The 25,551-nt window shown below is 68.6% G+C and carries 24 protein-coding genes; 2 read left to right on the top strand and 22 right to left on the bottom strand.

The features are described 5' to 3' along the window. Position 1 precedes the first annotated feature (1 nt). The 10 genes from PRL19_RS10445 to PRL19_RS10400 form a co-directional block, all read right to left on the bottom strand. Entirely contained in the window at positions 2-952 is a 951-nt protein-coding gene (locus tag PRL19_RS10445; protein ID WP_273742908.1) for a cell division protein FtsQ/DivIB, read from the bottom strand. Beyond that, positions 940-1,875 (bottom strand): D-alanine--D-alanine ligase, encoded by a 936-nt coding sequence (locus tag PRL19_RS10440; protein WP_176695030.1) that lies wholly within the window; start codon positions 1,873-1,875, stop codon positions 940-942. The genes PRL19_RS10445 and PRL19_RS10440 overlap by 13 nt, the downstream gene beginning before the upstream one ends. 147 nt (positions 1,876-2,022) lie before the next feature. Next, positions 2,023-2,958: a UDP-N-acetylmuramate dehydrogenase gene (murB, locus tag PRL19_RS10435; protein WP_273742907.1), complete on the bottom strand. Its 936-nt coding sequence runs from the start codon at positions 2,956-2,958 to the stop codon at positions 2,023-2,025. Between the two features lie 45 nt (positions 2,959-3,003). Further along, on the bottom strand, positions 3,004-3,351 hold the full coding sequence (locus tag PRL19_RS10430) for a hypothetical protein (protein WP_045981142.1): 348 nt from the start codon (positions 3,349-3,351) through the stop codon (positions 3,004-3,006). Beyond that, positions 3,348-3,650, bottom strand: coding sequence for a DUF2484 family protein (locus tag PRL19_RS10425; RefSeq protein ID WP_217844600.1), 303 nt, complete (start codon positions 3,648-3,650; stop codon positions 3,348-3,350). Before PRL19_RS10425 ends, PRL19_RS10430 begins: the two co-directional genes overlap by 4 nt. Further along, positions 3,647-5,068: a UDP-N-acetylmuramate--L-alanine ligase gene (gene murC / locus PRL19_RS10420; RefSeq protein ID WP_045999519.1), complete on the bottom strand. Its 1,422-nt coding sequence runs from the start codon at positions 5,066-5,068 to the stop codon at positions 3,647-3,649. The genes PRL19_RS10425 and murC overlap by 4 nt, the downstream gene beginning before the upstream one ends. Beyond that, positions 5,065-6,150 (bottom strand): undecaprenyldiphospho-muramoylpentapeptide beta-N-acetylglucosaminyltransferase, encoded by a 1,086-nt coding sequence (murG, locus tag PRL19_RS10415; RefSeq protein WP_045981140.1) that lies wholly within the window; start codon positions 6,148-6,150, stop codon positions 5,065-5,067. Before murG ends, murC begins: the two co-directional genes overlap by 4 nt. Then, complete coding sequence (gene ftsW / locus PRL19_RS10410) at positions 6,150-7,313, bottom strand: putative lipid II flippase FtsW (RefSeq protein WP_045981139.1); 1,164 nt, start codon at positions 7,311-7,313, stop codon at positions 6,150-6,152. Before ftsW ends, murG begins: the two co-directional genes overlap by 1 nt. 206 nt (positions 7,314-7,519) lie before the next feature. Then, a complete protein-coding gene (locus PRL19_RS10405) occupies positions 7,520-8,263 on the bottom strand; it encodes a cytochrome c biogenesis CcdA family protein (RefSeq protein ID WP_045981138.1) in 744 nt (247 codons plus the stop codon). Positions 8,264-8,377: 114 nt separating this feature from the next. Further along, positions 8,378-10,777 carry an Rne/Rng family ribonuclease gene (locus tag PRL19_RS10400; RefSeq protein ID WP_273742905.1) on the bottom strand — a complete coding sequence of 800 codons (2,400 nt, stop codon included), beginning with the start codon at positions 10,775-10,777 and terminating at the stop codon, positions 8,378-8,380. A 532-nt stretch (positions 10,778-11,309) separates the two neighbouring features. Between PRL19_RS10400 and PRL19_RS10395 the strand changes: the two genes are divergently transcribed. Continuing rightward, positions 11,310-12,194 carry an alpha/beta fold hydrolase gene (locus PRL19_RS10395; RefSeq protein ID WP_273742904.1) on the top strand — a complete coding sequence of 295 codons (885 nt, stop codon included), beginning with the start codon at positions 11,310-11,312 and terminating at the stop codon, positions 12,192-12,194. Here the strand turns inward: PRL19_RS10395 and PRL19_RS10390 are convergent. The 3 genes from PRL19_RS10390 to PRL19_RS10380 are packed head-to-tail and all read right to left on the bottom strand — an operon-like array spanning position 12,191 to position 14,745. After that, positions 12,191-12,796, bottom strand: a complete 606-nt coding sequence (locus PRL19_RS10390) for an inner membrane-spanning protein YciB (RefSeq protein WP_045981135.1) — start codon at positions 12,794-12,796, stop codon at positions 12,191-12,193. The two genes, PRL19_RS10395 and PRL19_RS10390, sit on opposite strands and share 4 nt — an antisense overlap. Positions 12,797-12,822: 26 nt before the next feature. Continuing rightward, positions 12,823-13,722 carry a DMT family transporter gene (locus tag PRL19_RS10385; RefSeq protein ID WP_273742902.1) on the bottom strand — a complete coding sequence of 300 codons (900 nt, stop codon included), beginning with the start codon at positions 13,720-13,722 and terminating at the stop codon, positions 12,823-12,825. A 45-nt stretch (positions 13,723-13,767) separates the two neighbouring features. Next, the gene (locus PRL19_RS10380) at positions 13,768-14,745 is read right to left on the bottom strand and encodes a DUF1223 domain-containing protein (RefSeq protein ID WP_139597696.1); all 978 of its coding nucleotides are present in this window, start codon (positions 14,743-14,745) and stop codon (positions 13,768-13,770) included. Between the two features lie 234 nt (positions 14,746-14,979). Here PRL19_RS10380 and acnA point away from each other — a divergent pair, with 234 nt between their 5' ends. Then, on the top strand, positions 14,980-17,760 hold the full coding sequence (gene acnA / locus PRL19_RS10375; protein ID WP_045999526.1) for an aconitate hydratase AcnA: 2,781 nt from the start codon (positions 14,980-14,982) through the stop codon (positions 17,758-17,760). A gap of 155 nt (positions 17,761-17,915) precedes the next feature. Here acnA and ggt read toward each other — a convergent pair whose 3' ends face one another. The 9 genes from ggt to secD form a co-directional block, all read right to left on the bottom strand. Beyond that, a complete protein-coding gene (ggt, locus tag PRL19_RS10370) occupies positions 17,916-19,721 on the bottom strand; it encodes a gamma-glutamyltransferase (RefSeq protein ID WP_273742901.1) in 1,806 nt (601 codons plus the stop codon). A gap of 69 nt (positions 19,722-19,790) precedes the next feature. Then, positions 19,791-20,333 (bottom strand): DsbE family thiol:disulfide interchange protein, encoded by a 543-nt coding sequence (locus tag PRL19_RS10365; protein ID WP_273742900.1) that lies wholly within the window; start codon positions 20,331-20,333, stop codon positions 19,791-19,793. Beyond that, positions 20,326-20,469 carry a heme exporter protein CcmD gene (ccmD, locus tag PRL19_RS10360; RefSeq protein WP_045981131.1) on the bottom strand — a complete coding sequence of 48 codons (144 nt, stop codon included), beginning with the start codon at positions 20,467-20,469 and terminating at the stop codon, positions 20,326-20,328. The genes PRL19_RS10365 and ccmD overlap by 8 nt, the downstream gene beginning before the upstream one ends. After that, complete coding sequence (locus PRL19_RS10355; protein ID WP_045981130.1) at positions 20,466-21,191, bottom strand: heme ABC transporter permease; 726 nt, start codon at positions 21,189-21,191, stop codon at positions 20,466-20,468. Before PRL19_RS10355 ends, ccmD begins: the two co-directional genes overlap by 4 nt. Positions 21,192-21,234: 43 nt before the next feature. Next, entirely contained in the window at positions 21,235-21,891 is a 657-nt protein-coding gene (ccmB, locus tag PRL19_RS10350) for a heme exporter protein CcmB (RefSeq protein WP_127898150.1), read from the bottom strand. Further along, a complete protein-coding gene (ccmA, locus tag PRL19_RS10345) occupies positions 21,888-22,520 on the bottom strand; it encodes a heme ABC exporter ATP-binding protein CcmA (RefSeq protein WP_148910671.1) in 633 nt (210 codons plus the stop codon). The genes ccmB and ccmA overlap by 4 nt, the downstream gene beginning before the upstream one ends. Beyond that, positions 22,517-22,873: an Mth938-like domain-containing protein gene (locus tag PRL19_RS10340; protein ID WP_045999530.1), complete on the bottom strand. Its 357-nt coding sequence runs from the start codon at positions 22,871-22,873 to the stop codon at positions 22,517-22,519. The genes ccmA and PRL19_RS10340 overlap by 4 nt, the downstream gene beginning before the upstream one ends. Then, complete coding sequence (secF, locus tag PRL19_RS10335; protein WP_139597694.1) at positions 22,873-23,859, bottom strand: protein translocase subunit SecF; 987 nt, start codon at positions 23,857-23,859, stop codon at positions 22,873-22,875. Before secF ends, PRL19_RS10340 begins: the two co-directional genes overlap by 1 nt. A 13-nt stretch (positions 23,860-23,872) precedes the next feature. Further along, positions 23,873-25,537, bottom strand: a complete 1,665-nt coding sequence (gene secD / locus PRL19_RS10330; protein ID WP_273742898.1) for a protein translocase subunit SecD — start codon at positions 25,535-25,537, stop codon at positions 23,873-23,875. Positions 25,538-25,551: the final 14 nt, after the last annotated feature.

Below are 25,551 nucleotides of genomic sequence, written 5' to 3'. Positions count from 1 at the left end.
CTCAGCCCTCCGTCTTCTTGTCATCGGGCAGCACGCTGCCATCGGGTCCCAGCAGCGGCAGGCCGCGTGCGGTGCGTATCGTGTTGCGCGCGTCGATCCCCAACCGCAGGACGGGCCGCGTCGGGTCGCGCAGATCGACGATGGTGATGTCGCGGCCCAGCATGTCCTCGGCCCGGTCCATCGCGATCGCCGCCTCCAGCGCGATCACCGCGCCGGTCTCGGGCAGCAGGATGCGCTGGCCGTGATCCAGCACCAGGTCCCACCGCCGTTCGCCGCGCCGCACAAGGCCACGCACGCGGGGCAGGATCGGACCCGCGGCGTCGAACAGGGCCAGCGCCTCGGTCGTGGCCAGGTCCGCCCCCTCTCCGGTGATCAGCGGCAGGTCGGCGCGCACCTCGCGCGAGGTCAGGCTGGCCACGCGATGACCGCCGGCGTCCAGCATGTCGATGCCGCGCGCGTGGCGCCACAGGATCGCGGGTTCGCGTTCCTTGACCACCGCCGACAGGATGCCGCCCGGCTTGATGCGCAGGTCAATGGATTCGACCGCGTCCAGCTGCAGCACCTGCAGGCGCAGCGCCGCCAGATCGATGTCGAAGCTGGAGGCTGGCAGATCCACCGGCAGCATCGCGCGCAGGGCGCGGTCCACCACCGGGGTCGCCCCCTCGATCGTCATGATGCGGACCTGGAATTCGTCGCGGCTCTGGACTTTGGTCACCACGCTGGCGACGGTGTCGTTCAGCGCGGCGCGACGGTCCTCGTCGGCCAGCCACAGCCCCCCGACCATCGCGATGGCAAAGGCCGGAAGGCCCACGCGCAGCACCCGGCGGTACAGCGGCGTCAACCACATCCGCTCCAGGCGGTACTTCAGGCGCGACGGCGCGGGGTCGCGGCGCTGCCGCGCGGCGGGCGGGGTGATCTGCTTTCCGGGACGGTGATCGATCACGACCGGCACAGCGCGTCCTCCACCATCCAGCGCATCAGCGCGGGAAAGTCGATGCCTGCATGGGCCGCCTGTTCGGGGGCCAGACTGGTCGGCGTCATGCCGGGCTGGGTGTTCAGCTCCAGGATGATCAGCCCGTCCACGCCGCGCGTCTCGTCCCACCGGAAATCGGTGCGCGTCAGGCCGGTGCAGCCAAGCGCCTTGTGCGCGCGCACGGCCATCTCCAGGCAGGCAGCGCGGATGTCGTCGGGAATGTCCGCGGGGATCACGTGGCGCGACCCGCCGACGGTGTATTTCGCGGCGTAATCATACCAGCCGCTGGTCAGGATCTCGGTCACGTCCAGCGCGCGGTCGCCCATGACCGTGGTCGTCAGCTCTCGCCCGGGGGCATAGGTCTCGACCATCACGCGCTCGGGCATGTCGGCGGACAGCGCGGGCGGCTGGTTGGCGCCGTCATGGACGATGTAGACGCCGACGGACGATCCCTCGTCATTGGGCTTGACCACATAGGGGGGCGGAATGACGTGGCGCAGGCGCACCTCGGCGGCGTCGGCGATGACGCTCTCGACCACGGGCAGGCCGGCGGCGCGGAACGCCTGCTTGGCGCGCGTCTTGTCCATCGCCAGCGCCGAGGCCAGCACGCCCGAATGGGTATAGGGAAGGTCCAGCCAGTCCAGCAGGCCCTGAACGCATCCGTCCTCTCCCCACCGGCCATGCAGGGCGTTGAAGACGACGTCGGGTGCGGCATCGGCCAGACGCCGGACGATCTCGTCCCCGCGCGCGGTGCCAAGATCGATCTCGGTTACCTGATATCCCGCCACCCGCAGCGCATCTGCGCATTCGCGTCCCGACGACAACGACACCTGGCGTTCAGCCGAGGGTCCGCCCATCAGAACAGCGACCGAGTGGGCTGTCCTGCTCGACCTGCCCGCCACTTTTCGCCTTTCGTGCCCGGTTGATCCGGGCTTGATCTGGTCCGCGCCCCCTTGAACGGAGGCGTCATGTCGCATCAGGTTACAAGCAAAGCGCGAACCGCAAAAGCTCAATTTCGGCTGTCTGCGCAGAATGTTGCGCAGCGCGCGTCAGTCCGTGTCGGGACCGGGGTCGCCGATGCGGATGACCTCCCATTGCAGGTCGTGGCCGCTCTCCTCCAGCACGCGGCGCCGGACCAGTTCGCCCAGGGCCTCCAGCTCGGCTGCGGTCGCGCCGCCGGTGTTCAGCAGGAAATTCGGATGCTTTTCCGACATCTGCGCGCCGCCCCAGCTGTGCCCGCGCAGCCCCGCCCGGTCGATCAGCGACCATGCCTTCAGGTCATGCACGTCATCCGCCTGCCCGGTCGAGCTGAACCCCGCCGGGTTGCGAAAGGTCGAACCGGCGCTGCGTTCGCGGGTGGGCTGGCTTTCGTCGCGCCGTGCCAGCTGATCGGCCATCTTGGCGTGCAGCCGGTCGGGGTCGCCCGGCGCGGCACGCAGCCGGGCACTGGTGATCACCCAATCGGCCGGCAGATGCGTCTCGCGATAGCCGAAACGCAGATCGGCGGGCGTCAGGGTGACGCGTGCGCCCTGCCGCGTGACGGCCTGCGCGTCGATCAGGTGGTCGGCCACATAGCTGCCATAGCAGCCCGCGTTCATCCGCACCGCGCCGCCGATGCTGCCCGGGATCGTGCGCAGGAAGGTCAGGTCCAGCCCCGCCTCCGCCGCCCGCCGCGCGACCTGGGCGTCAAGCGCCGCGGCACCCGCGGTGACGGTGTCGCCGTCGATCTCGACGCTGTTGAAGGCACGGCCAAGGCGGATGACCACGCCGCGGATGCCGCCGTCGCGCACGATCAGATTGCTGCCCACGCCCATCGGAAAGACCGGGACACCGGGGTCCAGCACGGCAAGGAAATCGGCCAGGTCATCCTCGTCCGCGGGCTGGAACAGCCAGTCGGCGGGGCCGCCGACGCGCAGCCAGGTCAGGCCGTCAAGGGTTCTGTCGGGGATCAGGCTGCCGCGGGGGGTGGGAAGGTCGATGCTCATGGCCTTGGGTGGTAGCCAGCGGCGCCCCGCCCGTCAACCGCGGGACTAGAGGACCAGCGTCGCCGCGGCGGCCAGACCCGCGACCAGCATCGACGCCAGCGTCAGGACGATCTGGGGGCTGCGCCACGCCAGGCGGTGGCCGCGGATCCGCGCCAGTGCCAGCCCGGTCACCATGCCCAGCAGTGCGGGCAGGACGGTAAAGCTTTGCGCGACGACGGCCGCCAGATCGTGAAAGCCCCCCTGCCCCTGCGCCGCCCGAAACAGCTGCAGCGCGATCGCCGCCAGCAGTGCCGCCAGGACCAGCAGCGGCCAGCGCAGCTGCAGCCGCGCGCTGCCCCAGGCGATGACGCCCGCGCCCGACAGGCACAGGCCCGCGATGATCCAAGGATTCATCGCTGTCCTTCGGCGGTGTTCATGGGCGCGGGCGTGGGCAGCCGCGCCGCGCGGCGCCGCGCGGTCGGACGGCCCAGCAGCATCAGCAGACCCAATCCAAAGCCCAGAACGCCCAGACCCGGTCCCCATTCCAGCGTCAGCCAGCCCAGAACCGGGACGCCTGCCAGCACCAAGACCCAACTGGCGCGTCGCTGCCAGCGGCGGTTCAGGCGCGGGGTCAGGCAGGCCAGCGCCAGCCAGACCGCCGCCCCCGCCAGCGCCAGCAGCGGCAGGATCGCAAGATCGGGCGTGGCCGTCACGCGGCCTGGCCCTGCAACCGCGCGGGCAGCCCGTTGGCCCAGGTCGAGATCGTGCCCGCTCCCAAGCAGACCACCATGTCACCGGGCCGCGCCTGTTCGCGGACCAGTCGCTCCAGGTCGTCCTCGGACAGGATGGCGCGGGCGTGGCGGTGGCCGTGGGCGATCAGCCCCGCCACCAGGTCGTCGCGCGAAGCGCCGGGAATGGGCTCCTCTCCGGCGGAATAGACGTCGGCGATGGCGACCACGTCGGCCTCGTTGAAGCAGGTGCAGAAATCCTCGAACAGGTTCGACAGGCGCGAATAGCGGTGCGGCTGGTGAACCGCGATCACGCGGCCGGTGCTGGCCTGGCGCGCGGCCTTGAGGACGGCGGCGATCTCCACCGGGTGGTGGCCGTAATCGTCGATGATGGTCACGCCGTTGATCTCTCCGACGCGGGTAAAGCGGCGACCAACCCCGCCGAATTTCGCCAGCGCGGTGCGGATCTCGGATTTCTTGATGCCCAGGTGGCGTGCGACGGCCACGGCCGCCAGGCAGTTCGAGACGTTGTGATCGCCCGGCATGGGCAGGGTGCAGCCCTCGATCATCGGGATCGGACCGTCGGTCGCCTCGCCCTGCAGCGCGATGTCGAAATGCGCGATGCCCTTGTCATAGGTCAGGTTCATCGCCCGCACGTCGGCCTGCGCGTTGAAGCCGAAGGTCACCACACGGCGATCGGTCAACCGACCCACCAGCGCCTGGACCTCTGGATGGTCGGTGCAGCAGACGGCCAAGCCGTAGAACGGCACCGAGGACGCGAAGTTGGTGAAGGCCTGGCGCAGCGCATCGAAGCTGCCCCAATGCTCCATGTGTTCGGGGTCGATGTTCGTGACGATCGCGATGTCGGCGGGAAGTCGGTTGAAGCTGCCGTCGGATTCGTCGGCCTCGACCACCATCCACTCGCCCGCACCGGCCCGCGCGTTCGAGCCATAGGCGTGGATCACGCCGCCGTTGATGACCGTGGGGTCCAGCCCGCCCGCATCCAGCAGGGTCGCGACCATCGTGGTGGTCGTCGTCTTGCCATGCGTGCCGGCGATGGCGATGTTCGATTTCAGCCGCATCAGTTCGGCCAGCATCTCGGCCCGGCGCACGATGGGCAGGCCGCGCAGGCGCGCCTCCTCCAGCTCGGGGTTGCCCTTCTTGATCGCGGTCGAGATGACGATGACGCCTGCGCCCGCGACGTTCTCGGCGCGCTGGCCCTCGAAGACGGTGGCGCCCAGGGTCTCCAGCCGGTCGGTGATCTTGGATTTCTTGGAATCGCTGCCCTGGACGCGATAGCCCAGGGTCAGCAGCACCTCGGCGATGCCCGACATTCCGATGCCGCCGATGCCCACGAAATGGATGGGGCCCAGCTCTCCGGGCAGTTTTGTCGCTGCGTTCATCGCGTGATCTCCTCGACGAGGTCGTACAGGCGGCGCGCCGCGTCGGGGCGCGCCAGGGTCAGGGCCGCCTGCGCCATGGCTGTGGCTTGGGCAGGGTCCGTCAGGATCGCGCGGATGTCGCGCGTGAGGCTGTCCGCGTCAAGCACGGATTCGGGATGGACATGCGCCGCGCCCGCATCGGCCAGCGCCTGCGCATTCGCGGTCTGGTGATCGCCGGTGGCGGCGGCGAAGGGGATCAGGATCGCCGGGCGGCCGATCACGGTGATGTCGGCCAGCGACGATGCGCCCGACCGGCTGATCACCAGATGCGCGGCCGCGATGCGGTCCGGGACGTCGGTGAAGAAGGGCTGAACCTCGGCCGCGATGCCGGCTGCGGCATAGGCGGCCGTGACCTGATCGGCATCCTCGGGGCGGGCTTGGTGGCTGACCTGCAGACGGGTGCGCAGGTCCGCAGGCAGGGCGGCGATGGCGGCGGGCACGACCTGCGACAGGACGCGCGCCCCCTGGCTGCCGCCGATGACGAGCAGGTTCAGCGCCCCCTCGCCCGGCGCGACATAGGGGCTGGCGGCCCGATCCAGGACCGCGCCGCGGACCGGGTTGCCGACGTGCTGACCCGAAATGCCCTGCGGCAGGATCGTGGGCCAGGTTCCGCAGGCCACGCGGTGCACGCGCGCTGCGAACATCCGGTTCACCCGACCCATGACGCCGTTCTGTTCGTGGATCATCCGCGGCAGGCCCATCAGATGCGCCGCCGACAGCGCCGGGATGGTCGGATAGCCGCCGAACCCGATCACGACCGACGGGCGGTCGCGCCGGAAGGCCCGGCGGGCGGCCAACACCCCGGCTGCGATCTTGAACGGTGCCGCCAGCTTGCCCGACAGGCCGCCGCGCGCGGTGGTCGCGGATTTCACCACCTGGCGCTCGACCGCGTCGGGGAAGCCGCCGGCATAGCGCGCACCGCGGTCATCTGTGGACAGCTTGACGCGCCAGCCCTGCGCCAGCAGCAGCTCGGCCAGGGCTTGGGCCGGAAACATGTGGCCGCCGGTGCCTCCGGCGGCGATCAGGGCAAGGGGGGCGGCCATCAGCGGGACCGGCGCAGGATTTCAGCGAACTCGCCCTGCGGACGGGTGCGGGTCAGCGCCAGCAGCATCCCAAGCGCGATGCCGGACGCGATCATGGACGAGCCGCCATAGCTGACGAAGGGCAGCGTCATGCCCTTGGCGGGCAGTAGGCGCACCGCGACGCCCATGTTGATCAGCGCCTGCACGCCGAATGCGCAGGCCAGGCCCGTGCCGGCGATGCGGGCGAACGGATCGCGTTCCCGCACCAGCCGCAGCAGCGAGCGCATGACGATGGTCATGTAGAGGAGGATGATCGCCAGGACCATGATGAAGCCGTATTCCTCGGCCGCGACGGCGATGATGAAGTCGGTATGCGCATCGGGCAGCGACCATTTCACCGTCCCCTCGCCCACGCCGACGCCGAAGAAGCGGCCTTCCTGGATGGCATTCGTGGCAAAGTAGATCTGGGTGTTCGCGTCGATTTCCGATGACAGGAAGCTGTTGATCCGGCGGGCAAAGTGTTCGGACGCGTTATAGGCGAACAGACCGCCCATCCCGGCCAGTCCCGCGACGCAGACGATCAGGATGACCGGCGACCCGGCGACGAAATACATCACCAGCCACGAGAACAGCACCAGCGAGGCCTGGCCGAAGTCGGGCTGCAGGGCCAGCAGGATGACGATCGTCATCGCGGCGCCAAAGGAATAGATCCGCCCCGGAGGGCCGCCCGGTTCCTGCGCCGAGGCCATGAACCACGCGCAAAGCGCCACGAAGCCCGGCTTGAGGAATTCCGACGGCTGCACCGACACGAAGCCGAGCGACAGCCACCGCGTCGCGCCCTTTCCGAAGTCGGTGCCGATGATCGGCAGGGCTAGGATTAGCATGAAGGACACGGCAAAACCCAGAACGCCGATGCGGCGGATCTGGCGGGGGGTCAGCATCGAGATGACCAGCATCACGAACAGGCCCATTCCCCCGAACACCATCTGTCGCTGGACATAGTAGAACCGCGGCAGGTTGTTCTTTTCTGCCAGGGGCACCGATGCGGCCAGCCCCAGCAGAAGACCGATGGCGAACAGGCCAAGGACGCAGGTCAACGACCATTTGTCCAGGGTTCGCCACCAGCGTGGAAGAATCGGGTCGCCCGCCCGAACGGGCGTCGTGCCGAAGACCATCTCGGTCATGGGAATACCGCCGTCACTGCCTCTGTCCTGTCCGGTTTGCCCGGATCTGGTCACAAGGATAGCGCGATTGTCGCAGGCGCGCTACCACAGATTGTCCGCGGGGCGGGGCGCGCGCCGCAACGTGATCGCGCAACGGGGCCGGAGCCCGCAAGCGGCCTTCGGCGCGCTGCCGCCCGGCCCCGTGCCGGCTGCGCCGGCTGTGCGGTTCAGCCCAGGGTGGCCAGGGCGGGGAACGTCTCCAGCAGCCAGAAGCTGAAGGCAGAGAAGGCGCCGGTCAGTAGCATGACACCCACGACCACCAGGAGCGCGCCCATGACGCGTTCGATGGTCTTGAGGTACGGCTTGACGCGGTTCATCAGGCCGATGGCCCGGTTGATGAAGATCGCCGCCAGCAGGAACGGGATCCCCAGCCCAAGGGCATAGACCGCCAGCAGTGCGGTTCCGCGGGACAGTTCGCCCCCGGTGGCCGCCAGCGACAGGATCATGCCCAGTTGCGGGCCGATGCAGGGCGTCCAGCCAAAGGCGAAGGCCAGCCCCAGCACATAGGCGCCCAACGCGCCGCCGCCCTGCTGGCCCGATTGCAGCCGGGCCTCGTGGTCCAGAAGGGGGATGCGGATGACGTGCAGGAAATGCAGGCCCATCACCACCACCATGACACCGGCGACGCGGGCCAGGATGTCCTGATACTGCAGGAAGGCGCGCCCGAAGGCCGACGCGGCAAAGCCCATCACCAGAAAGACCGTCGACAGGCCCAGCACGAAGAACAGCGCGGGCACGACGGCGCTGCGTTCGCGCGTCTTCAGCCCGTTCACCCCCACCCCGGTCATGTAGGCCAGATAGGGCGGCACGATCGGCAGCACGCAGGGCGACAGGAAGGACAGGACACCCGCCAGCAACGCCACGAAGGCGGCAGGCAGGAAGGCGGCGGTGGCGAGTTCGATTCCTAACATCGCGACACCTTAGCGGGTGGGGATGCAAAGGACAGGGGCCATGGCGTCACGGATGCGTGGGCCGGATGGCAAAAGGGGCGCGGCGTTGCCACCGCGCCCCTGGTTCAGCGAACCTTACCGGCCCGACCACCATCCGCGCCGCTTGGAGGGCGCGGCGTCGGCGACGGGTTCGGGCTGGGCCTCGGCCTGCGGTTCGGGCTCCGCGGGTGCCGCATCGACCGGGGCCGCGGCGGTCTCGACCAGCGCCTCGGCCACCGCTTCGGCGGCGACGGGGGCGGCGTTCAGGCCGGGCAGCGCATCGGCGCGGGCATCCTGGCTGTCCTGCAGGTCGACGACCTCGGCCAGGGGCTGCGCATCGACCGGCTTTCTGGACCGCGACCGGCCGCGCGAACGCGTCCGGGTGCGACCGGCAGGAGCCTCCTCCTCGGCCTGGGGCGTATCGGCCTCGGGCTGATCACCGGCAGCAGCGGCAACCGGTTCGGCGGCGGCGGCGGGAGCTGCCACGTCCTCGTCGGACTGGTCTTCGCCCTCGTCGTCCTGATCATCATCGGCGCGCAGATCCTCGCCCTCGGGACGCTCGCCCGATTTCCGACGACGACGACGACGGCGGCGACGCGACCGACCCTCGCCATCCGCATCCGCATCGGCGGGACGCTCGGCCCGCGGCTCGGCAGCGGGTTCGGACGCCTCGACGACCTCGGCCACCGGCTCCTCCTGCGGCTCGCCGACGTCCAGGTCCTCCTCCTCGTCGATGCTGGCCATCAGGTCGGCATTGACGCCCAGGGGAACGTGGCTGGGCTCGGGCAGCACGCGGGTCGCGGTCTTGAACTTCTCGATCGCGAAGTCCGGGGACACCAGTGCCGGGTCCGCCTCTACGCGCACGGACAGACTGTAACGCGCCTCGATGCCCGCGACATGCTCGCGCTTGGCGTTCATCAGGAAGTTGGCGACGGCGACGGGCGCCTTGACCAGAACCTCGCGCGAACGCTTACGGGTGCCCTCGTCCTCGATGGCGCGCAGGATGGTCAGCGCCAGGCTGTCATCGCTGCGGATCAGGCCGGTGCCGTGGCAATGCGCGCAGGGCTGCGTGGTCGATTCCAGCATGCCGGGGCGCAGGCGCTGGCGCGACATCTCCATCAGGCCGAACCCCGAGATGCGGCCGATCTGGATGCGGGCACGGTCGGATTTCAGCTTGTCCTTGATGCGCTTTTCCACGGCGGCGTTGTTGCGACGCTCGTCCATGTCGATGAAGTCGATGACGATCAGCCCGGCCAGGTCGCGCAGGCGCAGCTGGCGGGCGACCTCGTCGGCAGCCTCCAGGTTGGTCTTGAGCGCGGTCTCCTCGATCGAGCCCTCCTTGGTAGCCCGTCCCGAGTTCACGTCGATGGCGACCAGCGCCTCGGTGATGCCGATGACGATGTAGCCGCCCGACTTCAGCTGCACGACCGGGTTGAACATGCCCGCCAGATAGCTTTCGACCTGGAAGCGCGCGAACAGCGGCATCTGGTCCTGGTAGTGCTTCACGCTGTCGGCATGCGTCGGCATGATCATCTGCATGAAGTCGCGCGCCTGCTGATAGCCGCGCTCGCCCTCGACCAGCACCTCGTCGATGTCCTTGGAATAGAGGTCGCGGATGTTGCGCTTGATCAGGTCGCCTTCCTCATAGATGGCGGCCGGTGCGATCGACTTGAAGGTCAGGTCGCGGATCTGCTCCCACAGGCGCAGCAGGTATTCGTAATCGCGGCGGATCTCCATCCGGGTGCGCTCGCTGCCCGCGGTGCGGATGATCAGGCCGGCGCCCTTGGGCACATCAAGTTCGCCCGCGATGTCCTTGAGTTTCTTGCGATCCGCGGCATTGGTGATCTTGCGGCTGATGCCACCGCCGCGCGCGGTGTTGGGCATCAGGACGCAGTAGCGGCCGGGTAGCGACAGATAGGTGGTCAGCGCGGCACCCTTGTTGCCACGCTCCTCCTTGACGACCTGCACCAGCATGATCTGGCGGACCTTGACGACCTCCTGGATCTTGTAGCGGCGCGCACGCGGCTTTCGGGGCGCGCGGACCTCCTCGGTCACGTCCTCGTCGGCGACCGATTCGATCTCGTCGTCCTTGTCGGTCGCGTCCTGGCCCGCGTCGTCGGTCGTCGTCTCGTCCAAGGCATCGACCGCCTCGGCGCGGGGCTTGCGGCGCGAACGGCCACGCTCCTCCTCGGCCTCCTGGGCCTCGGCATCGGCGCGTTCCTCGGCCTTCAGCGCCTCGCGGTCGGCCGCGGGGATCTGGTAATAGTCCGGATGGATTTCCGCGAAGGCCAGGAAGCCGTGGCGGTTCCCGCCATAATCCACGAAGGCCGCCTGCAGCGAGGGCTCGACCCGCGTGATCTTGGCCAGGTAGATGTTCCCGGCGATCTGGCGCCGGTTGGCCGTCTCGAAGTCAAATTCCTCGACTTTGGTTCCATCGACCACGACCACCCGAGTTTCCTCGGCATGGGTGGCGTCGATCAGCATTTTCATTGCCATTGTTATGTCTTTCGCGCAGCCGAAGACCGGGCGGCGCCATCGGCATCCCCCGGTTCGGTCTGCGGTGTGATGAGGACACGGGCGCGTCACCGTCGAAGACGTCCGGTCGGACGGGGCATCCTGCCCGCCCGTCCCGAAGTCTGCCGTCCAAAGCGCGCGTCATCGCGTCTGTTCCCTAGGATGGCCCGATGCCGCAAGGCGGGGCCGCTGTTCATCTGACCTCCTGCGCCGCCCCGCAATGCGGTGGCGCGACGGAGGCTTGGTTTTCCGCGGGACACATGGCTGCCCGGTATCGGGATCAGAGGTGCCGCGCTGCGAAACTTTCGGCGCGTGGCAACCCCCGGTTGCGGGCAGCCCTGCGCATGGGGCCAACATAGCGGTGGAACCCATCAAAATTCAATGCCGAAAACGATCCGGGCCCGGCATGGGCGAATTTGCGGCAGCCGCGCAACGTCACGCAGCATTAACAGATTTTTCACGCGCCCGTCGCAGCCTGTCCCTAGTCCGGGATCGACCGGGAACGGAGGCCGCGATGCCCGTGATGCGGATGGATGCCGACCAGCCTGTGCCCCCTGCCCTGCGGGACGCCGCGCGCCGCCTGCCCGCGGGGGCGCCGGTCCTGGTGATGCTGCACGGCTATCGCTATTCCCCGGCCCATCCGGCGCATGACCCGCACCGCCACATCCTGTCGCCCCAGGCCGGTCCCGGCGGCATCTCGTGGCCGCAGCAGCTGGGCTTTCAGGGCGATCCGTCCGAAGGCCTGGCCCTGGCCTGCGGGTGGGAGGCGCGGGGCAGACTGCGCCATGCCTATGACCGCGCCGCCGGGGCCGGGGCGGACCTGGGCGCGATGATCGACGATCTGGCGACGCTTGCGGGGCGGCCCATCGGGCTGATCGGGCATTCGCTTGGCGGCCGCGTGGCGCTGCAGGCGCTGGCCCATGCCGCGCCCGGCAGCATCGGCCGGATCGTCCTGCTGAACGCCGCCGAATTCCAGGACGCCGCCCAATCGGCGCTGGACAGTCCGGCGGGCCGCATGGCCGAGGTGCTGAACGTCACCGCCCGCGAAAACGACCTGTTCGATTTCGCGTTGGAGCAGCTGCTGTCGCGCGGGCGCAGGCGGGCGCTTGGCGCAGGACTGGCGCAGGCCCGCGCCAACTGGGTCGACCTGCAGATCGACGATGCCGCCACCCTCGAGGCGCTTGAGACCTTGGGCTTTCCCACCGCCCGCGGAGCCCGGCTGATGTCGCACTGGACGCCCTATCGGCGCCAGGGACTATTCGCCTTCTACCGTGCGGCGCTGTGCCACCCCTGGGCCCTGCCCTTGGGGCTGCTGCGCCATCACCTGCCGCTGCGGCCACAGCCGCGCTGGTCGCGGCTGCGGGCGGGGCCGGTGTCCCTGGGCGGAATGCGAGCCTAGGGCTGGGCGTCGTCCTTGGCGGGCAAGGCATGATCGCGATACAGTTTCGCATTGCCCAGCAGGAACGCGAACAGCAGCACCGGCAGGCCGAAGGTCTTGAACCAGACCCAGGTGCTGTCCGACAGGTTGCGCCAGACCAGTTCGTTCGCGATGGCCAGCGCCACGAAGAACAGCGCCATGCGCAGCGTCAGCTTGCGCCAGCCTTCCGCGTCCATCGGCAACGCCTCGGACAGGACGGCGCCCAGCCAGTTGCGGCGCAGCATCAGGCCGACGCCCAGGATGGCCGCGAACAGCAGATAGATGATCGTGGGCTTCAGCTTGAAGAAGCGCGGATCGTTCAGCCAGACCGACAGCCCGCCAAAGACGATGACCAACACCAGCGTGGCCACCTGCATCGGTGCCAGCTTGCCGGTGATGCGCCACTGGATCGCGGTCGTCAGCATCAGCGCGGGAATGAAGGCCAGCGTAGCCAGGATGAACCCGCCATAGCTTTCCCCCGCGATGGTCACGGTGTCGTTGCGATACAGCATGAACACCGCAAAGAACAGGATCAGGGGGCCGAACTCCAGCGCCGGCTTGACCCAGGGTTTCGTGTTTTCCATCCCGACTGCCTTCCTGTGGCCGCCCGTCAGGCGGCGAATTCCACGATGACCGCGCCAAGCGCGATCAGCGCCATCAGCGCGACGCGCCGCGGCCCCACCTTTTCGCCCAGGATGACCCAGCCCACAAGGGCGGCGAACACGGTCGAGGTCTCTCTCAGCACGGCGGCGCGACCCACGTCGTCGATGCGCGTGGCCAGCATCACCGACCCGAAGCTGGCGAATGCCACCACGGCGCCGATCATGCCGCGTGCAGCCAGGGGCGCGACCTCGACCCGCGGCAGGGCGGCCAGCCGGCGCCAGCTCAGCAGCGGCATGAACAGGCCGTCCAGCACGAAGAACCATGCCAGAAACGTGAACGGGTTCGCCGCCAGCCGGATACCCCAGGCGTCATAGGTCGTATAGGCCGCGACCGTCACGCCGGTGATCAGCGCCCAGGCCAGCGCCGGGACCAGCGTGTCGCGACCGACCTTCAGCTTGCGCAGGCTATTCAGCGCCAGCCCGAAGATGCCGCCGACCAGCAGGCCCAGCCCCACCCATTGCACCGCGTTGAAGCGTTCGTCGAAGACGATCATCGCGACCAGCACGACGACCAGCGGCGCGGAACCGCGCACCACGGGATAGACGACCGTGAAAGCCCCCCGCTGATAGGTCTCGGCCTGCGCGATCTTGTAGGCGATATGGATGCCCATCGCGCCCGCCAGCACCGGCCACAGGTGCGGATCGGGCCACGGCACCAGGAACAGCGCCACCGGCAGGGCCAGCACCAGATAGGACAGGTCGATCGCGGCGCGGCTGATCCAGGGATCGTGCCGCCCCTTCTGCAGCGCGCCGAAAACCGCGTGCAGGAAGGCCGCCGTGATCGCCAGGATCGACGCAAGCCGCGCCCCCTGTTCGGTCCCGGCGATCTGGATGATGAAATCGCCCATGCCGCCTGATGGCCCCGATTTGCAGGATGTGCAAGACGCGACGGGTCAGTCCAGCCGGATCGCCGCGACGATCGGTCCGGGCAGGGCGCGCTTGCCCATCATCTGCTGGACCAGCAGGGCGTGGCGCGTGTCGTCGGGAAAGGATGCATCGCCGACCAGGTCCGCGCGCACCGTCAGGCGCAATGGTTGCAGCCCGTCCCACCGCGTCAGATGCTGCATCCCCAGAACCACATTGGTATAGATGACGGTCTTGCCGCGGTTCTCTCCGGCGGTCATGTCGACGGGGCGTTCGGGGGCATAGCGGACCAGCAGCACGTCGACCTTGCCGCCCAGATCGGACAGGGGCTGCAGCTCGATCGTCTCTCCGGCGTCGGTGCGCTCTCGCTGGATGGTGACCTCGGCGGGGGCAAAGCGGTGGGCGTCGATCAGGCCCATCAGCTGCGCGGGCCCCGGCGCGACCGCGGTGTCCTGTCCGTCCACGATCATCTGCGGCGTATAGACTGACCGTTCGCCCACCGCATGGGCATAGGCGCTTTGGCGTTCGGTGAATTCGGGCCGGGCAAAGCTGTCGGCCCAGCCCAGATAGTCCCAGTAGTCGACATGGAAGGACAGCGGCAGCACGTCGTGCTGTCCCGCCAGCATGGTCAGCATCGCATCGGCCGGCGGACAGGACGAACAGCCCTGAGAGGTGAACAGCTCGACCACGACCGGCAGGTTCGCCGAGGGCAGGTCCGCCGTCACCGGCGGCGCGGCCTCGGCCGGGACGAAACCGTTCACGCCGCCCGATTCTGTCAGCGACATCGTCGAGGGGCTCTGCCGGCCCGGATCGTCGGGCGCCAGGATCAGCGGCGCCTCCGGGCGGTTCATCTGGCTGGGCGCGGGGCTTGGCGCGCTGCGCTGCGTGATGTCGGCATGGCCGCCGTCCTGCGCCAGCGCCGGCGCCGCGGCCAGCATCGCCACCAGCATCATGGCCCCGCCCATCCCGCGGCAGGGCCGCAACGCAGATCGGGGCCACAGGGCCATCGGATGTTTCCCGTCATGTTTCACATCCAGCGTGTTAACGGGTGGCGCGGTGAAACACCAAATCAAGGCTTCGTCAGCACGTGCGACGGACCGATGCGTGCCTCTTGAGCAACAGCGCGAAAGATGGTATGCAATCGCATACAATTCGCGACGCAACCCTTGCGCGATGCCCCCCGATGGGGCAAAGCAAGGCACACGCCGGACCCATCCACTCTTGCAGACAGGGAGGCCTTGATGCCCATCCAGACCGGAACCGACACCGCCAAGACGCGCCGCACGCTGAGCGCGGGCGCGCAGAGCGTCGACTATTACTCGATCGCCGCCGCCACCGAGGCGGGGCTTGGCGACTTTTCGAAACTGCCGGCCGCGCTGAAGGTCGTGCTGGAGAACATGCTGCGCTTCGAGGATGACGGCCGGACCGTGTCCGTCGACGACGTCAAGGCATTCGCGCAATGGGCCACCGACGGCGGCAAGTCCAGCCGCGAGATCGCCTATCGCCCGGCCCGCGTGCTGATGCAGGACTTCACCGGCGTTCCGGCGGTGGTCGACCTGGCCGCGATGCGCGACGGCATCAAGGCGCTTGGCGGCGACCCGCAGCAGATCAACCCGCTGAACCCGGTTGACCTGGTGATCGACCACTCGGTCATGATCGACGAATTCGGCACCCCCCGCGCCTTCCAGCGCAACGTCGAACTGGAATACGAGCGCAACATGGAGCGTTACACGTTCCTGAAATGGGGCCAGAAGGCGTTCAACAACTTCCGCGTGGTCCCGCCCGGCACCGGCATCTGCCACCAGGTGAACCTGGAATACCTGGCCCAGACCGTCTGGACCGACACGGACCAGAACGGCAAGACCGTCGCCTATCCCGACACGCTGGTCGGCACCGACAGCCACACCACCATGGTCAACGGCCTGGCCGTCTTGGGCTGGGGCGTGGGCGGGATCGAGGCCGAGGCCGCGATGCTGGGCCAACCGATCTCGATGCTGATCCCCGAGGTCGTGGGCTTCAAGGTCACCGGTGCGCTGCGCGAGGGCGTCACCGCCACCGACCTGGTGCTGAAGGTCACCCAGATGCTGCGAGCCCACGGCGTCGTCGGCAAGTTCGTCGAGTTCTACGGCGAGGGGCTGGACCACATGCCGCTGGCCGACCGTGCGACCATCGCCAACATGGCCCCCGAATACGGCGCCACCTGCGGCTTCTTCCCGATCGACGACGAGACGCTGCGCTATCTGCGCCAGACCGGCCGCGAGGAGGACCGCATCGCCCTGGTCGAGGCCTATGCCAAGGAGAACGGCTTCTGGCGCACGGCGGATTATGCGCCCGTCTACTCCTCGACACTGGAGCTGGACCAGAGCACGGTCGTCCCGGCGATCTCGGGGCCCAAGCGCCCGCAGGACCACGTTCCCCTGACCGAGGCCGCGACCGCCTTCGGCGAATACATCCGCGGCATCCGCCCGGCACCGTCCGTCCCGGCCGAGGAGAAGGCCGAGATGACCGAGGAAGCCGGTTCCCCCGATCCCGCGCCCGAGGAAATCCCCGGCGGCAGCCACGGCCACCTGAACAGCGGTGCCGTCGAGGGCGAGGACTATACCCTGCGTGACGGTTCGGTCGTGATCGCGTCGATCACCTCCTGCACCAACACGTCGAACCCCTATGTGCTGATGGCCGCGGGCCTGGTCGCCCGCAAGGCGCGCGCCCTGGGCCTGACCCGCAAGCCTTGGGTCAAGACCTCGCTGGCACCCGGCTCGCAGGTGGTCGAGGAATACCTCAAGGCTGCGAACCTGCAGGAAGACCTAGACGCCCTGGGCTTCAACCTGGTGGGCTTCGGCTGCACCACTTGCATCGGCAACTCGGGCCCGCTGCAGCCCGAGATCTCGAAGGCCGTGAACGACAACGACCTGGTCGCCGTGTCGGTCCTGTCAGGCAACCGCAACTTCGAAGGGCGCATTAGCCCGGACGTCCGTGCGAACTATCTGGCCAGCCCCCCGCTGGTCGTGGCCTATGCCATCGCGGGCGACATGAACATCGACGTGACCAAGGACCCGCTGGCGCACACGCCCGATGGCAAGCCGGTCTATCTGAAGGACATCTGGCCCACCTCCAAGGAGGTCGCGGATCTGGTCGACACCATCGTCACCCGCGAGATGTTCCAGGCGAAATACGCCGACGTCTTCAAGGGCGACGAGCGCTGGCAGGGCGTCGAGATCACCGACAGCGAGACCTATGACTGGCCGGCCTCGTCGACCTACATCCAGAACCCGCCCTATTTCCAGGGCATGTCCAAGGATGCGGGCACGATCAGCGACGTCAAGGGCGCCCGCGTCCTGGCGCTGCTGGGCGACATGATCACGACCGACCACATCAGCCCCGCAGGTTCGTTCAAGCCCACCACCCCGGCGGGCAAGTACCTGACGGAGCGCCAGGTCTCGCCGCGCGATTTCAACAGCTACGGCTCGCGCCGCGGCAACCACGAGATCATGATGCGCGGCACCTTCGCCAACATCCGCATCCGCAACGAGATGCTGGACGGGGTCGAGGGCGGCTACTCCAAGGACGCGTCGGGCAACCAGGCTGCGATCTATGACGCCGCGATGTCCTATGTCGAACAGGACACCCCGCTGGTGATCTTCGGCGGCAAGGAATACGGCGCGGGTTCGTCGCGTGACTGGGCGGCCAAGGGCACCAACCTGCTGGGCGTCAAGGCCGTGGTCGCGGAATCCTTCGAGCGGATCCACCGGTCGAACCTGGTCGGCATGGGCGTCATCCCGTTCGAGTTCACCAATGGCGACACCCGCCATTCGCTGAACCTGACCGGCGACGAGGTCGTGACGATCGAGGGGCTGGCCGGCGACTTCAAGCCGCTGTCGATGGTACCCTGCACGATCAAGTACGCCGACGGCACCGAGAAGACGATCCAGCTGAAGGCCCGCGTCGATACCGAGGTCGAGATCGACTATCTGAAGAACGGTGGTGTGCTGCACTATGTGCTGCGCAACCTCGCCGCCGCCTGATCGGCCCGCGCTGCGAAAAGGAAACCCCCGGCACCGCGCCGGGGGTTTTTTCATGACCAAGGCCAAAATGGGCGCCGACCACGGCGGGGCGGGCATCTTTGTTGCCGAAAGCCCCGCGAGGACCGACGCGGGGACAGCGCCCCGCCCGGCGCGGATCAGCCGCCGATGGCGACACCCTCGCGGCGCGGGTCGGCGCCGCCCTGCAACCCGTCGGGGGTGACCACGATCCCCTGCAGGCCCGAAGTCAGCTCGGTCTCGTTCAGCTCGAACCCCATCGCGGTCAGCCCGTCGGTCAAGGCCGCGGGCAGCCCCGCCTCGACGTCCATCGGGCCGAAACGGTTCACCAGGTTCGGCCCGGCCACGGCGGCCTGGATGTCCAGGCCCCAGTCCAGATGCGCCACGATGGCCCGCGCGACATAGCCGATGATGCGGCTGCCGCCCGGCGATCCGATCACCATCACCGGGGCGTCGTCCTTCAGCACGATGGTCGGCGCCATCGACGACCGCGGCCGCTTGCCCGGCGCGATGGCGTTGGCGATGGGCCAGCCGTCCGCATCATGCGTCTCGAAGCTGAAATCGGTCAGCTCGTTGTTCAGCAGGAACCCCGCCGCCATCACCCGCGACCCGAAACCGTTCTCGATGGTGGTGGTCATCGACAGCGCATTCCCGTCGCCATCCACGATCGAGATATGGGTGGTCGAGGGCAGTTCCAGCGCGCTGTCCTGGCCCCACAGGGCGGCATGGCTCCACCCCGGCTGGCCGGCGGTGACCTCGGGCAGGCTGTCGTCGCCCTGCAGCAGGGCGGCGCGTTCGTCCAGATAGGCCGGGTCGATCAAGCCTTGCGTCGGCATCGCCACATGATCGGCATCCGCCATGAAGCGGCCCCGATCCGCGAAGGCCAGGCGCGAGGCGTCGCCGATCAGGCGCCACGCCTCGGGGCTTTCGGCGCCAAGCGAAGCCAGGTCATAGCCGCCCAGCATCCCAAGGATCTGCCCCACCGTCAGCCCCCCGGAGGACGGCGGCCCCATGCCGCAGACGTCGTGATCGCGATACTCGACGCAGACCGCCGGACGCTCCACGACGCGATAGGCCGACAGGTCGGACCGGGTCAGCAGGCCGGGATTGTCCTCGGCCCCGCGGACCGCCGCGACGATCTGGTCCGCGATGGGACCGTCATAGAAGGCATCCGCACCGTCGCGGGCCAGCGCCCGCAGCGTGTCGGCATAGGCGGGGTTGGTCAGCGTCGCCCCCTGCGCGACGGGTTGACCGCCCGGAAAGAAATAGTCCGTCGTCGCCGGATAGCGGGCCAGGGCATCGCCTTCGGACGCGACCAGCGAGGCCAGCCGCGGCGACACCGTGAACCCGTTCTTGGCCAGATCGATGCCGTCCTGGAACAGCCCGGCCCAGTTGGCGCGACCCCATTTGCGGTGCGCGGTCTCCAACAGGCGCGGCGTGCCGGGGGTACCGACGGACCGACCGCCCACCACCGCCTCCATGAAGTCCAGCGGCTGACCCTGGTCATCCTGGAACAGCGTGGGGGTCACGGCCATCGGTGCGGTCTCTCGGCCGTCCAGCGTGGTCACCTCGCCCGTGGCGGCGTCGTACCAGACAAGAAACGCCCCGCCGCCGAGGCCAGAGCTTTGCGGTTCAACCAAGCCCAGCACGACCTGGACCGCGACCATCGCGTCGGCCGCGCTGCCGCCCTGTTCCAGCACGCGGGCGCCGGCCTGTACGGCCAGCGGGTGGGCGGCGCTGATCATCCAGTCGGGGGCAGTGACCGGACGACCCTCGGCCTTGGCGGCCAGCCCGTCGCGGGCGGCCTGCGTCAGATCACCAAAGCCTTCGGTCGCAACCTGCGTCCCCGACGCGGCCTCGGGCGCGATCGCGTCGGTCGCCTGCTGGGCCATGCCCCATGTGGTGCTGCCCATCAGCAGCGCCAGTGCCAGACCTGTCCGTGTCATCTGCCGTCTCCCCTATTTGTGCGTGCCTTTGGGTCAGCATGTCGCGCAAGGGGTCTGGGTGCAAGCGGCCTAGTCCTGGTCGGCCAATGCGCGTTCCAGTTCCGGCAGGAATCGCGTCTGGTAATCGGCATCGACCAGCGGGCCGGCGAACCGGTACAGAACCGTCCCGTCGCCATCGACGATGAAGGTTTCCGGCGGCGCGGTCACGCCCCAGTCGATGGCTGCGCGTCCGCGCGGATCGGTCGCCAGCGCCGCGAAGGGGTCGCCGTCGGCAGACAGGAACTGCAGCGCGTTGGCCTCGACATCGCGCAGATCGACGCCATAGACGGGCAGCTGTTCGGACAGCGCCATCAGGATCGGATGTTCAATCCGGCAGGGCGGGCACCAGCTGGCCCAGAAGTTCACCAGCTTGACCCCCGGCTCGCGCAGCATCGCGTCGGTCAACTGGGTCTTGCCGGGCAGGGTCGTGGCGGGCACGGGCGGCGCCTGGCGCCCGATCATGGCCGACGGCACGCTGCCCGGATCATCGCGGTTCATGCCCCACAGGAAGGTCGCGGCCAGCGCCGCGAAGGCCAGCGGGGGCAGCAGCATCAGCGGCGCGATCCTAGCCATTGCGCTCGAACTCCTGCAGGGCGCGACGGGCGCGGGCATTGGCCGCGACGGTGTGCCAGACCAGCCCCGCGATCAGCACGATGCTGACCCCATAGGCGGCCAGCACGGTTCCGGCATACCGCCCAAGATCGATCATGCGCGCATCTCCCTGGCTTGCAGCGCGGCCAGGCGGCGCTTGCGGATTTCGGTTCGGGTGCGGATCAGGATCAGCGCCAGCGTCAGCAGGAAGAACCCCAGCATCGACAGGTACAGCGGGTGGCGATAGACGGCCGACATCCGCTCTCCCGGGGCGACGGACAGGCTGGCGCCCTGGTGCAGGCCCTGGTTCCAGAACAGCACCGCATAGCGCGACAGCAGCGCAAAGACCGACCCCACCAGGCACAGCACGCCCGTCAGATCGGCGGCGCTGTCGGGATCCTCGACCGATGCCCAGAGCGCGATATAGCCGATGTAGAACAGGAACAGGATCAGGAACGAGGTCAGGCGCGGGTCCCATTCCCACCACGTCCCCCACATCGGCTGGCCCCAGATGGCCCCGGTCGCCAGCGCGATCAGCGTCATCACCGCCCCGATGGGGGCCGCGGCCCGGGCGGCCAGCGCGCTGACATGGTGGCGGCGGATGATCCAGATCAGCGACGCGACCAGCATCATCACCCAAATGTTGATGGCCATCATCGCGGCGGGCACGTGCAGGAAGACAATCTTGACCGTCGATCCCTGGCGGAAATCCTCGGGCGTCAGGAAGCCCCAGACCACCCCGCCCACGCAGCAGATCGCGGCGCTGCCGACCAGCCAGGGCAAGGCCCCTTCGGTGGTGCGCATGAACTTGGCGGGGTTTGCGTATTCCCAGATCGACATGTGTCCGTGTATTCCCTGTTTTCCCCGCGCCCTCAAGGGCGTCTCACCGCAGATTGACCCGCAGCGCCGCCGCTGCCGCCAGCGGGATCAGCGCCAGCACCGCCAGCGTGATGCCCGCCAGGAACACCAGCGGCGTGCCGATGGCCTGCCCCTCGACCCCGCGGCGGGTGATCTCGGCGCCGAAGATCAGTGTGGGGATATACAGCGGCAGGACCAACAGCGACAAAAGCAGCCCCCCCCGGCGCAGACCGACGGTGATCGCCGCCCCGAAGGCCCCCAGCATCGACAGCGCCGGCGTACCCAGGGCCAGCGACAGCACCAAGGCCGGCACGGCCTGCAGCGGCAGGTGCAGCAGCAGCCCGAAGATCGGGGCGGCCAGCACCAGCGGCAGGCCGGTGGTGATCCAATGGGCCAGGGCCTTGATCGCGACCGCCCCCTCCAGCGGCAGGGGGGCGGTGGCCAGCAGGTCCAGGCTGCCGTCCTCGTGATCCAGCGCAAAGATGCGATCCAGCGACAGAAGGCATGCCAGCAGCGCCCCGACCCACAGGATGCCCGGCGCCACGGGGGCCAGCGTCGCACGGTCCGGACCGACACCAAAGGGCACCAGCGCCGACAGGATCAGGAAGAACGCGACGCCCAGGCCGAACCCGCCGCCCGCCCGCGTGGCCAGACGCAGGTCGCGGATCAAGAGCGCGATCATCCGAACGCCTCGTTGAAGCCGGACGGCCGCGCGACGGGCGCGCCGAGCCGGGCGCGGAACGGGGTCAGGTCCAGGACGCGCGCCTGCGGCAGGGTCAGGTCGATATGCGTGGCGATCAGCGCCGCACCGCCCTGCCCCAGATGGTCGGCCACCACCTGCGCGAAGCGCGCGACCGAGGCGGCATCCAGCGACACCGTCGGCTCGTCCAGCACCCACAGCGGACGGCCCGTGACCAGCAGCCGGGCCAGCCCCAGCCTGCGTTTCTGGCCCGCCGACAGCGCCGCGGCGGGACGCGTGGCCAGCGCGGTCAGGTCCATCGCGGCCAAGGCCCGCTCGACGCCCTGCCCGCCAAAGACCCGTGCCCAGAATGTCAGGTTCTCGCGCGCGGTCAGGGCCGGTTTCAGCCCGTCGGCATGGGCGGCATAGGCGACGACGTCGTCAGCCATGTCGATCCGCCCCGCGACCGGGGACTGCAGCCCCGCAACCGTGCGCAGCAGCGTGGTCTTGCCCAGCCCGTTCGGGCCGCGCAGGATCAGCGCCTGACCGGGGTCCAGGGCAAAGCTGACGCCCTCGACCGTCCGCAGACCTCCGCGCGCGACGGCAAGGTCATGGACGGCCAGCAGGCTCACACGGGGATCAGGGCGCAGGCGACGCGCCGCCCTTCGGACAGGGTGACGTTGTAGGTGCGCGCCGCGGTGGCCGAGGCCATCGCCTCGACCCGCACGCCAAGCGCGTCCAGCTGCGCCGCCAGGTCGCGCGGGGCATAGCCGACCTGCGCCCCGAGGCCCAGGAACAGCACGTCCACGCGCCCGGCCAGCGCCAGCAACGGGCCGGGATCGTCCAGCCCGCCCCAAGGCGTCACACGGTCGGCCTCGACCACCTGCGCGCCCTGATGGACCTTTCCGGCAATGCGGAAGAAGCCGGGTCCATAGCCGTCGACCGCGTTCTGGCCGGTGAAATCCGTGGGCGTCAGGGCGGGCATCAGACCTCCTCGGCGCCCTCGAAGGGGGACACGTTCTTCTTGGGACCGTCGCCGTCCTTGGACCAGTCGCGTTTCACGCCCAGCCACAGAACGACGCTTTTGGCGACATAGACCGTGGAATAGGTGCCCACGAACACGCCCCACAGCATCGCGAAGACGAACCCGCGCACCACGTCGCCGCCCAGGACCAGCATCGCGGTCAGAGCGATGGCGGTGGTCACCGCGGTCATGACGGTCCGCGACAGCGTCTCGTTCACGGTCAGGTTCATGACGTCGATCAGCTTCATCGTCTTGAACTTGATCAGGTTCTCTCTCAGCCGGTCGAAGACCACGACGGTGTCGTTGACCGAGAAGCCTAATGTCGTCAGCAACGCCGCGATGGTCGTCAGGTCGAACTTCATCTGGAACAGCGCGAAGATGCCGACGGTCAGGATGATGTCATGCAGAAGCGACACCACGGCGCCGACCGCGAACTGCCATTCGAACCGCAGCCAGATGTAGAGAAGGATGCCCACGGTCGCCGCCGCCACCGCCATGATGGCGGTGCGGATCAGTTCGGCCGACACCTTGGGTCCGACGGATTCGACCGAGGCGAAAGTCACCTGCGGATCGACCTGCTGCAACGCGGCCTCGACCTCGGCCAGCTGCTCGGGAGAGACCGATCCCGCCTCGTCCGTGGTGCCGATGCGGACCATGGCGACGTGGCGGTCGGCCCCGAAGGACGGGTCGAACACCTCGGTGATGGACACGTCGCTGAAACCCATGCCGTCCAACGCCTGGCGATAGTCGCCGATGTCGAAGGCGGTGGTGCTTTCGGTGCGGATCGTCGTGCCGCCCCGGAAGTCGATGCCGTAGTTCAGCCCCATGAAGATCGTGGCCAGGATCGACACGACCACCGCCACGGCGGACGCCCCGACGGTCAGCCATTGCCAGCGGAAGAAGTCGATCCGGGTGACGTCGGGGACCAGTTTCAGACGGAAGGCCATGATTGCGTCCCCCTTACAGGTTCAGCTGGACGGGCTTGCGCCATTCCAGCCAGGTGAGGATCATCAGGCGCGTCAGGAAGATCGCCGTGAAGACCGAGGTGACCAGACCGATGGTCAGCGTGACGGCAAAGCCCTTGACCGGGCCCGAGCCCAGATAGAACATGACAGCGGCCGCGATGAAGCTGGTGACGTTGGCGTCCATGATCGCGCTCATCGCTTCGCGGAAACCGTCTTCGATGGCGCGGAACGGTCGCTTGGCGCGGCGCAGCTCCTCGCGGATGCGCTCGAAGATGATGACGTTGGCGTCGACCGCGGTACCCACCGTCAGCACGATGCCCGCGATGCCCGGCAGGGTCAGGGTGGCGCCCATCATGCTCATGATCGACAGGATCAGGATGACATTGACCGCGACCGCGATGGAGGCGAACACGCCGAACAGGCCATAGCTGGCGATCAGGTAGGCCGCGACCAGCCCGGTGGCGACGATGGCCGAGATGCGCCCGGCCTCGATGCTGTCCTGGCCCAGTTCGGGGCCGATGGTGCGTTCCTCGAGGAAGGTCAGCTCGGCCGGCAGGGCGCCGGCGCGCAGCAGGATCGACAGCTGGTTCGCCTGGTCGAAGTCCATCGATCCCGAGATCTGGCCCGATCCGCCGGTGATCGCCGAGCGGATGACCGGGGCCGAGATGACCTCGTTGTCCAGGACGATCGCGAAGGGCTGGCCGATATTGGCCGAGGTATAGGCCCCGAACGCCCGCGCCCCCGTCGGGTTGAAGCGGAAGTTGACCGAAGGCAGGCCGTTCTCGTCGCTGGCGGGCATGGCGTCCACCAGATCCTCGCCGGTGACGACGGGGCTTTGTTCCAGGATATAGAACAGGTTCGGCTGGTCGATGGACGGCGCGATCGTCTGGCCGACGCCGGGCTGGGCCTGCGGGTCGGCGGTGGTGCCCACGACCGGGTTGAAGGTCAGCTGCGCGGTGGTGCCGATCAGCTCCTTGAGTTCCGCGGCCGATCCGATGCCCGGCACCTGGATCAGGATGCGGTCCTCGCCCTGGCGGGTGATGGTGGGTTCACGCGTGCCGACCTCGTCGACGCGGCGGCGCACGATCTCCAGCGATTGCTGGATCGTGCGGTCGTCGGTGACGGCCTTTTCGGCATCCGACAGCTGGATGGTCAGGGTCGCGCCCTGGGTGCTGATGGCCAGCGACTGCTGGCCCGCGCCGGTCAGCGTGGTGACGGGCGTGGAAAATCTGCGCACGATCTCGGTCGCGGCGGCCATCTGGTCGGCATTGCCGATCTCGATGGCCAGGACGCCGTCGGGGGAGGCCACGCGGCGGACCGATCCGACGGTGTCGCGGGCATCCGACAGCGCGCGGCGCAGTTCTGGCCACAGCGCATCCATGCGCGACTTGTAGACCTGGTCGACCTGCACCTCGCCCAGCAGATGGGCGCCACCGCGCAGGTCCAGCCCCAGATTGACCAGATGCGACGGCATCCACGACGGCCACCCATCCCGCGCCGCGGCCAGTTCGGGCGTCTCGACGCCGGTGGCCTCGATCTGGGCCACGGCATCGTTATGCGCCTCGACGCGGGCGTAGAAGGCGTTGGGCAAGGCATATAGCAGGCCCAGAAGGCAGATCCCGAAAATCAGGACGCGCTTCCATCGGTCGATCTGAAGCATCTTGGCTAGGGCCT

The organism is Paracoccus marcusii, assembly GCF_028621715.1.
GTDB lineage: Bacteria > Pseudomonadota > Alphaproteobacteria > Rhodobacterales > Rhodobacteraceae > Paracoccus > Paracoccus marcusii.
The sequence above is the reverse complement of the archived record's forward strand: the minus strand, read 5'-3'. Positions and strand labels throughout refer to the sequence as shown.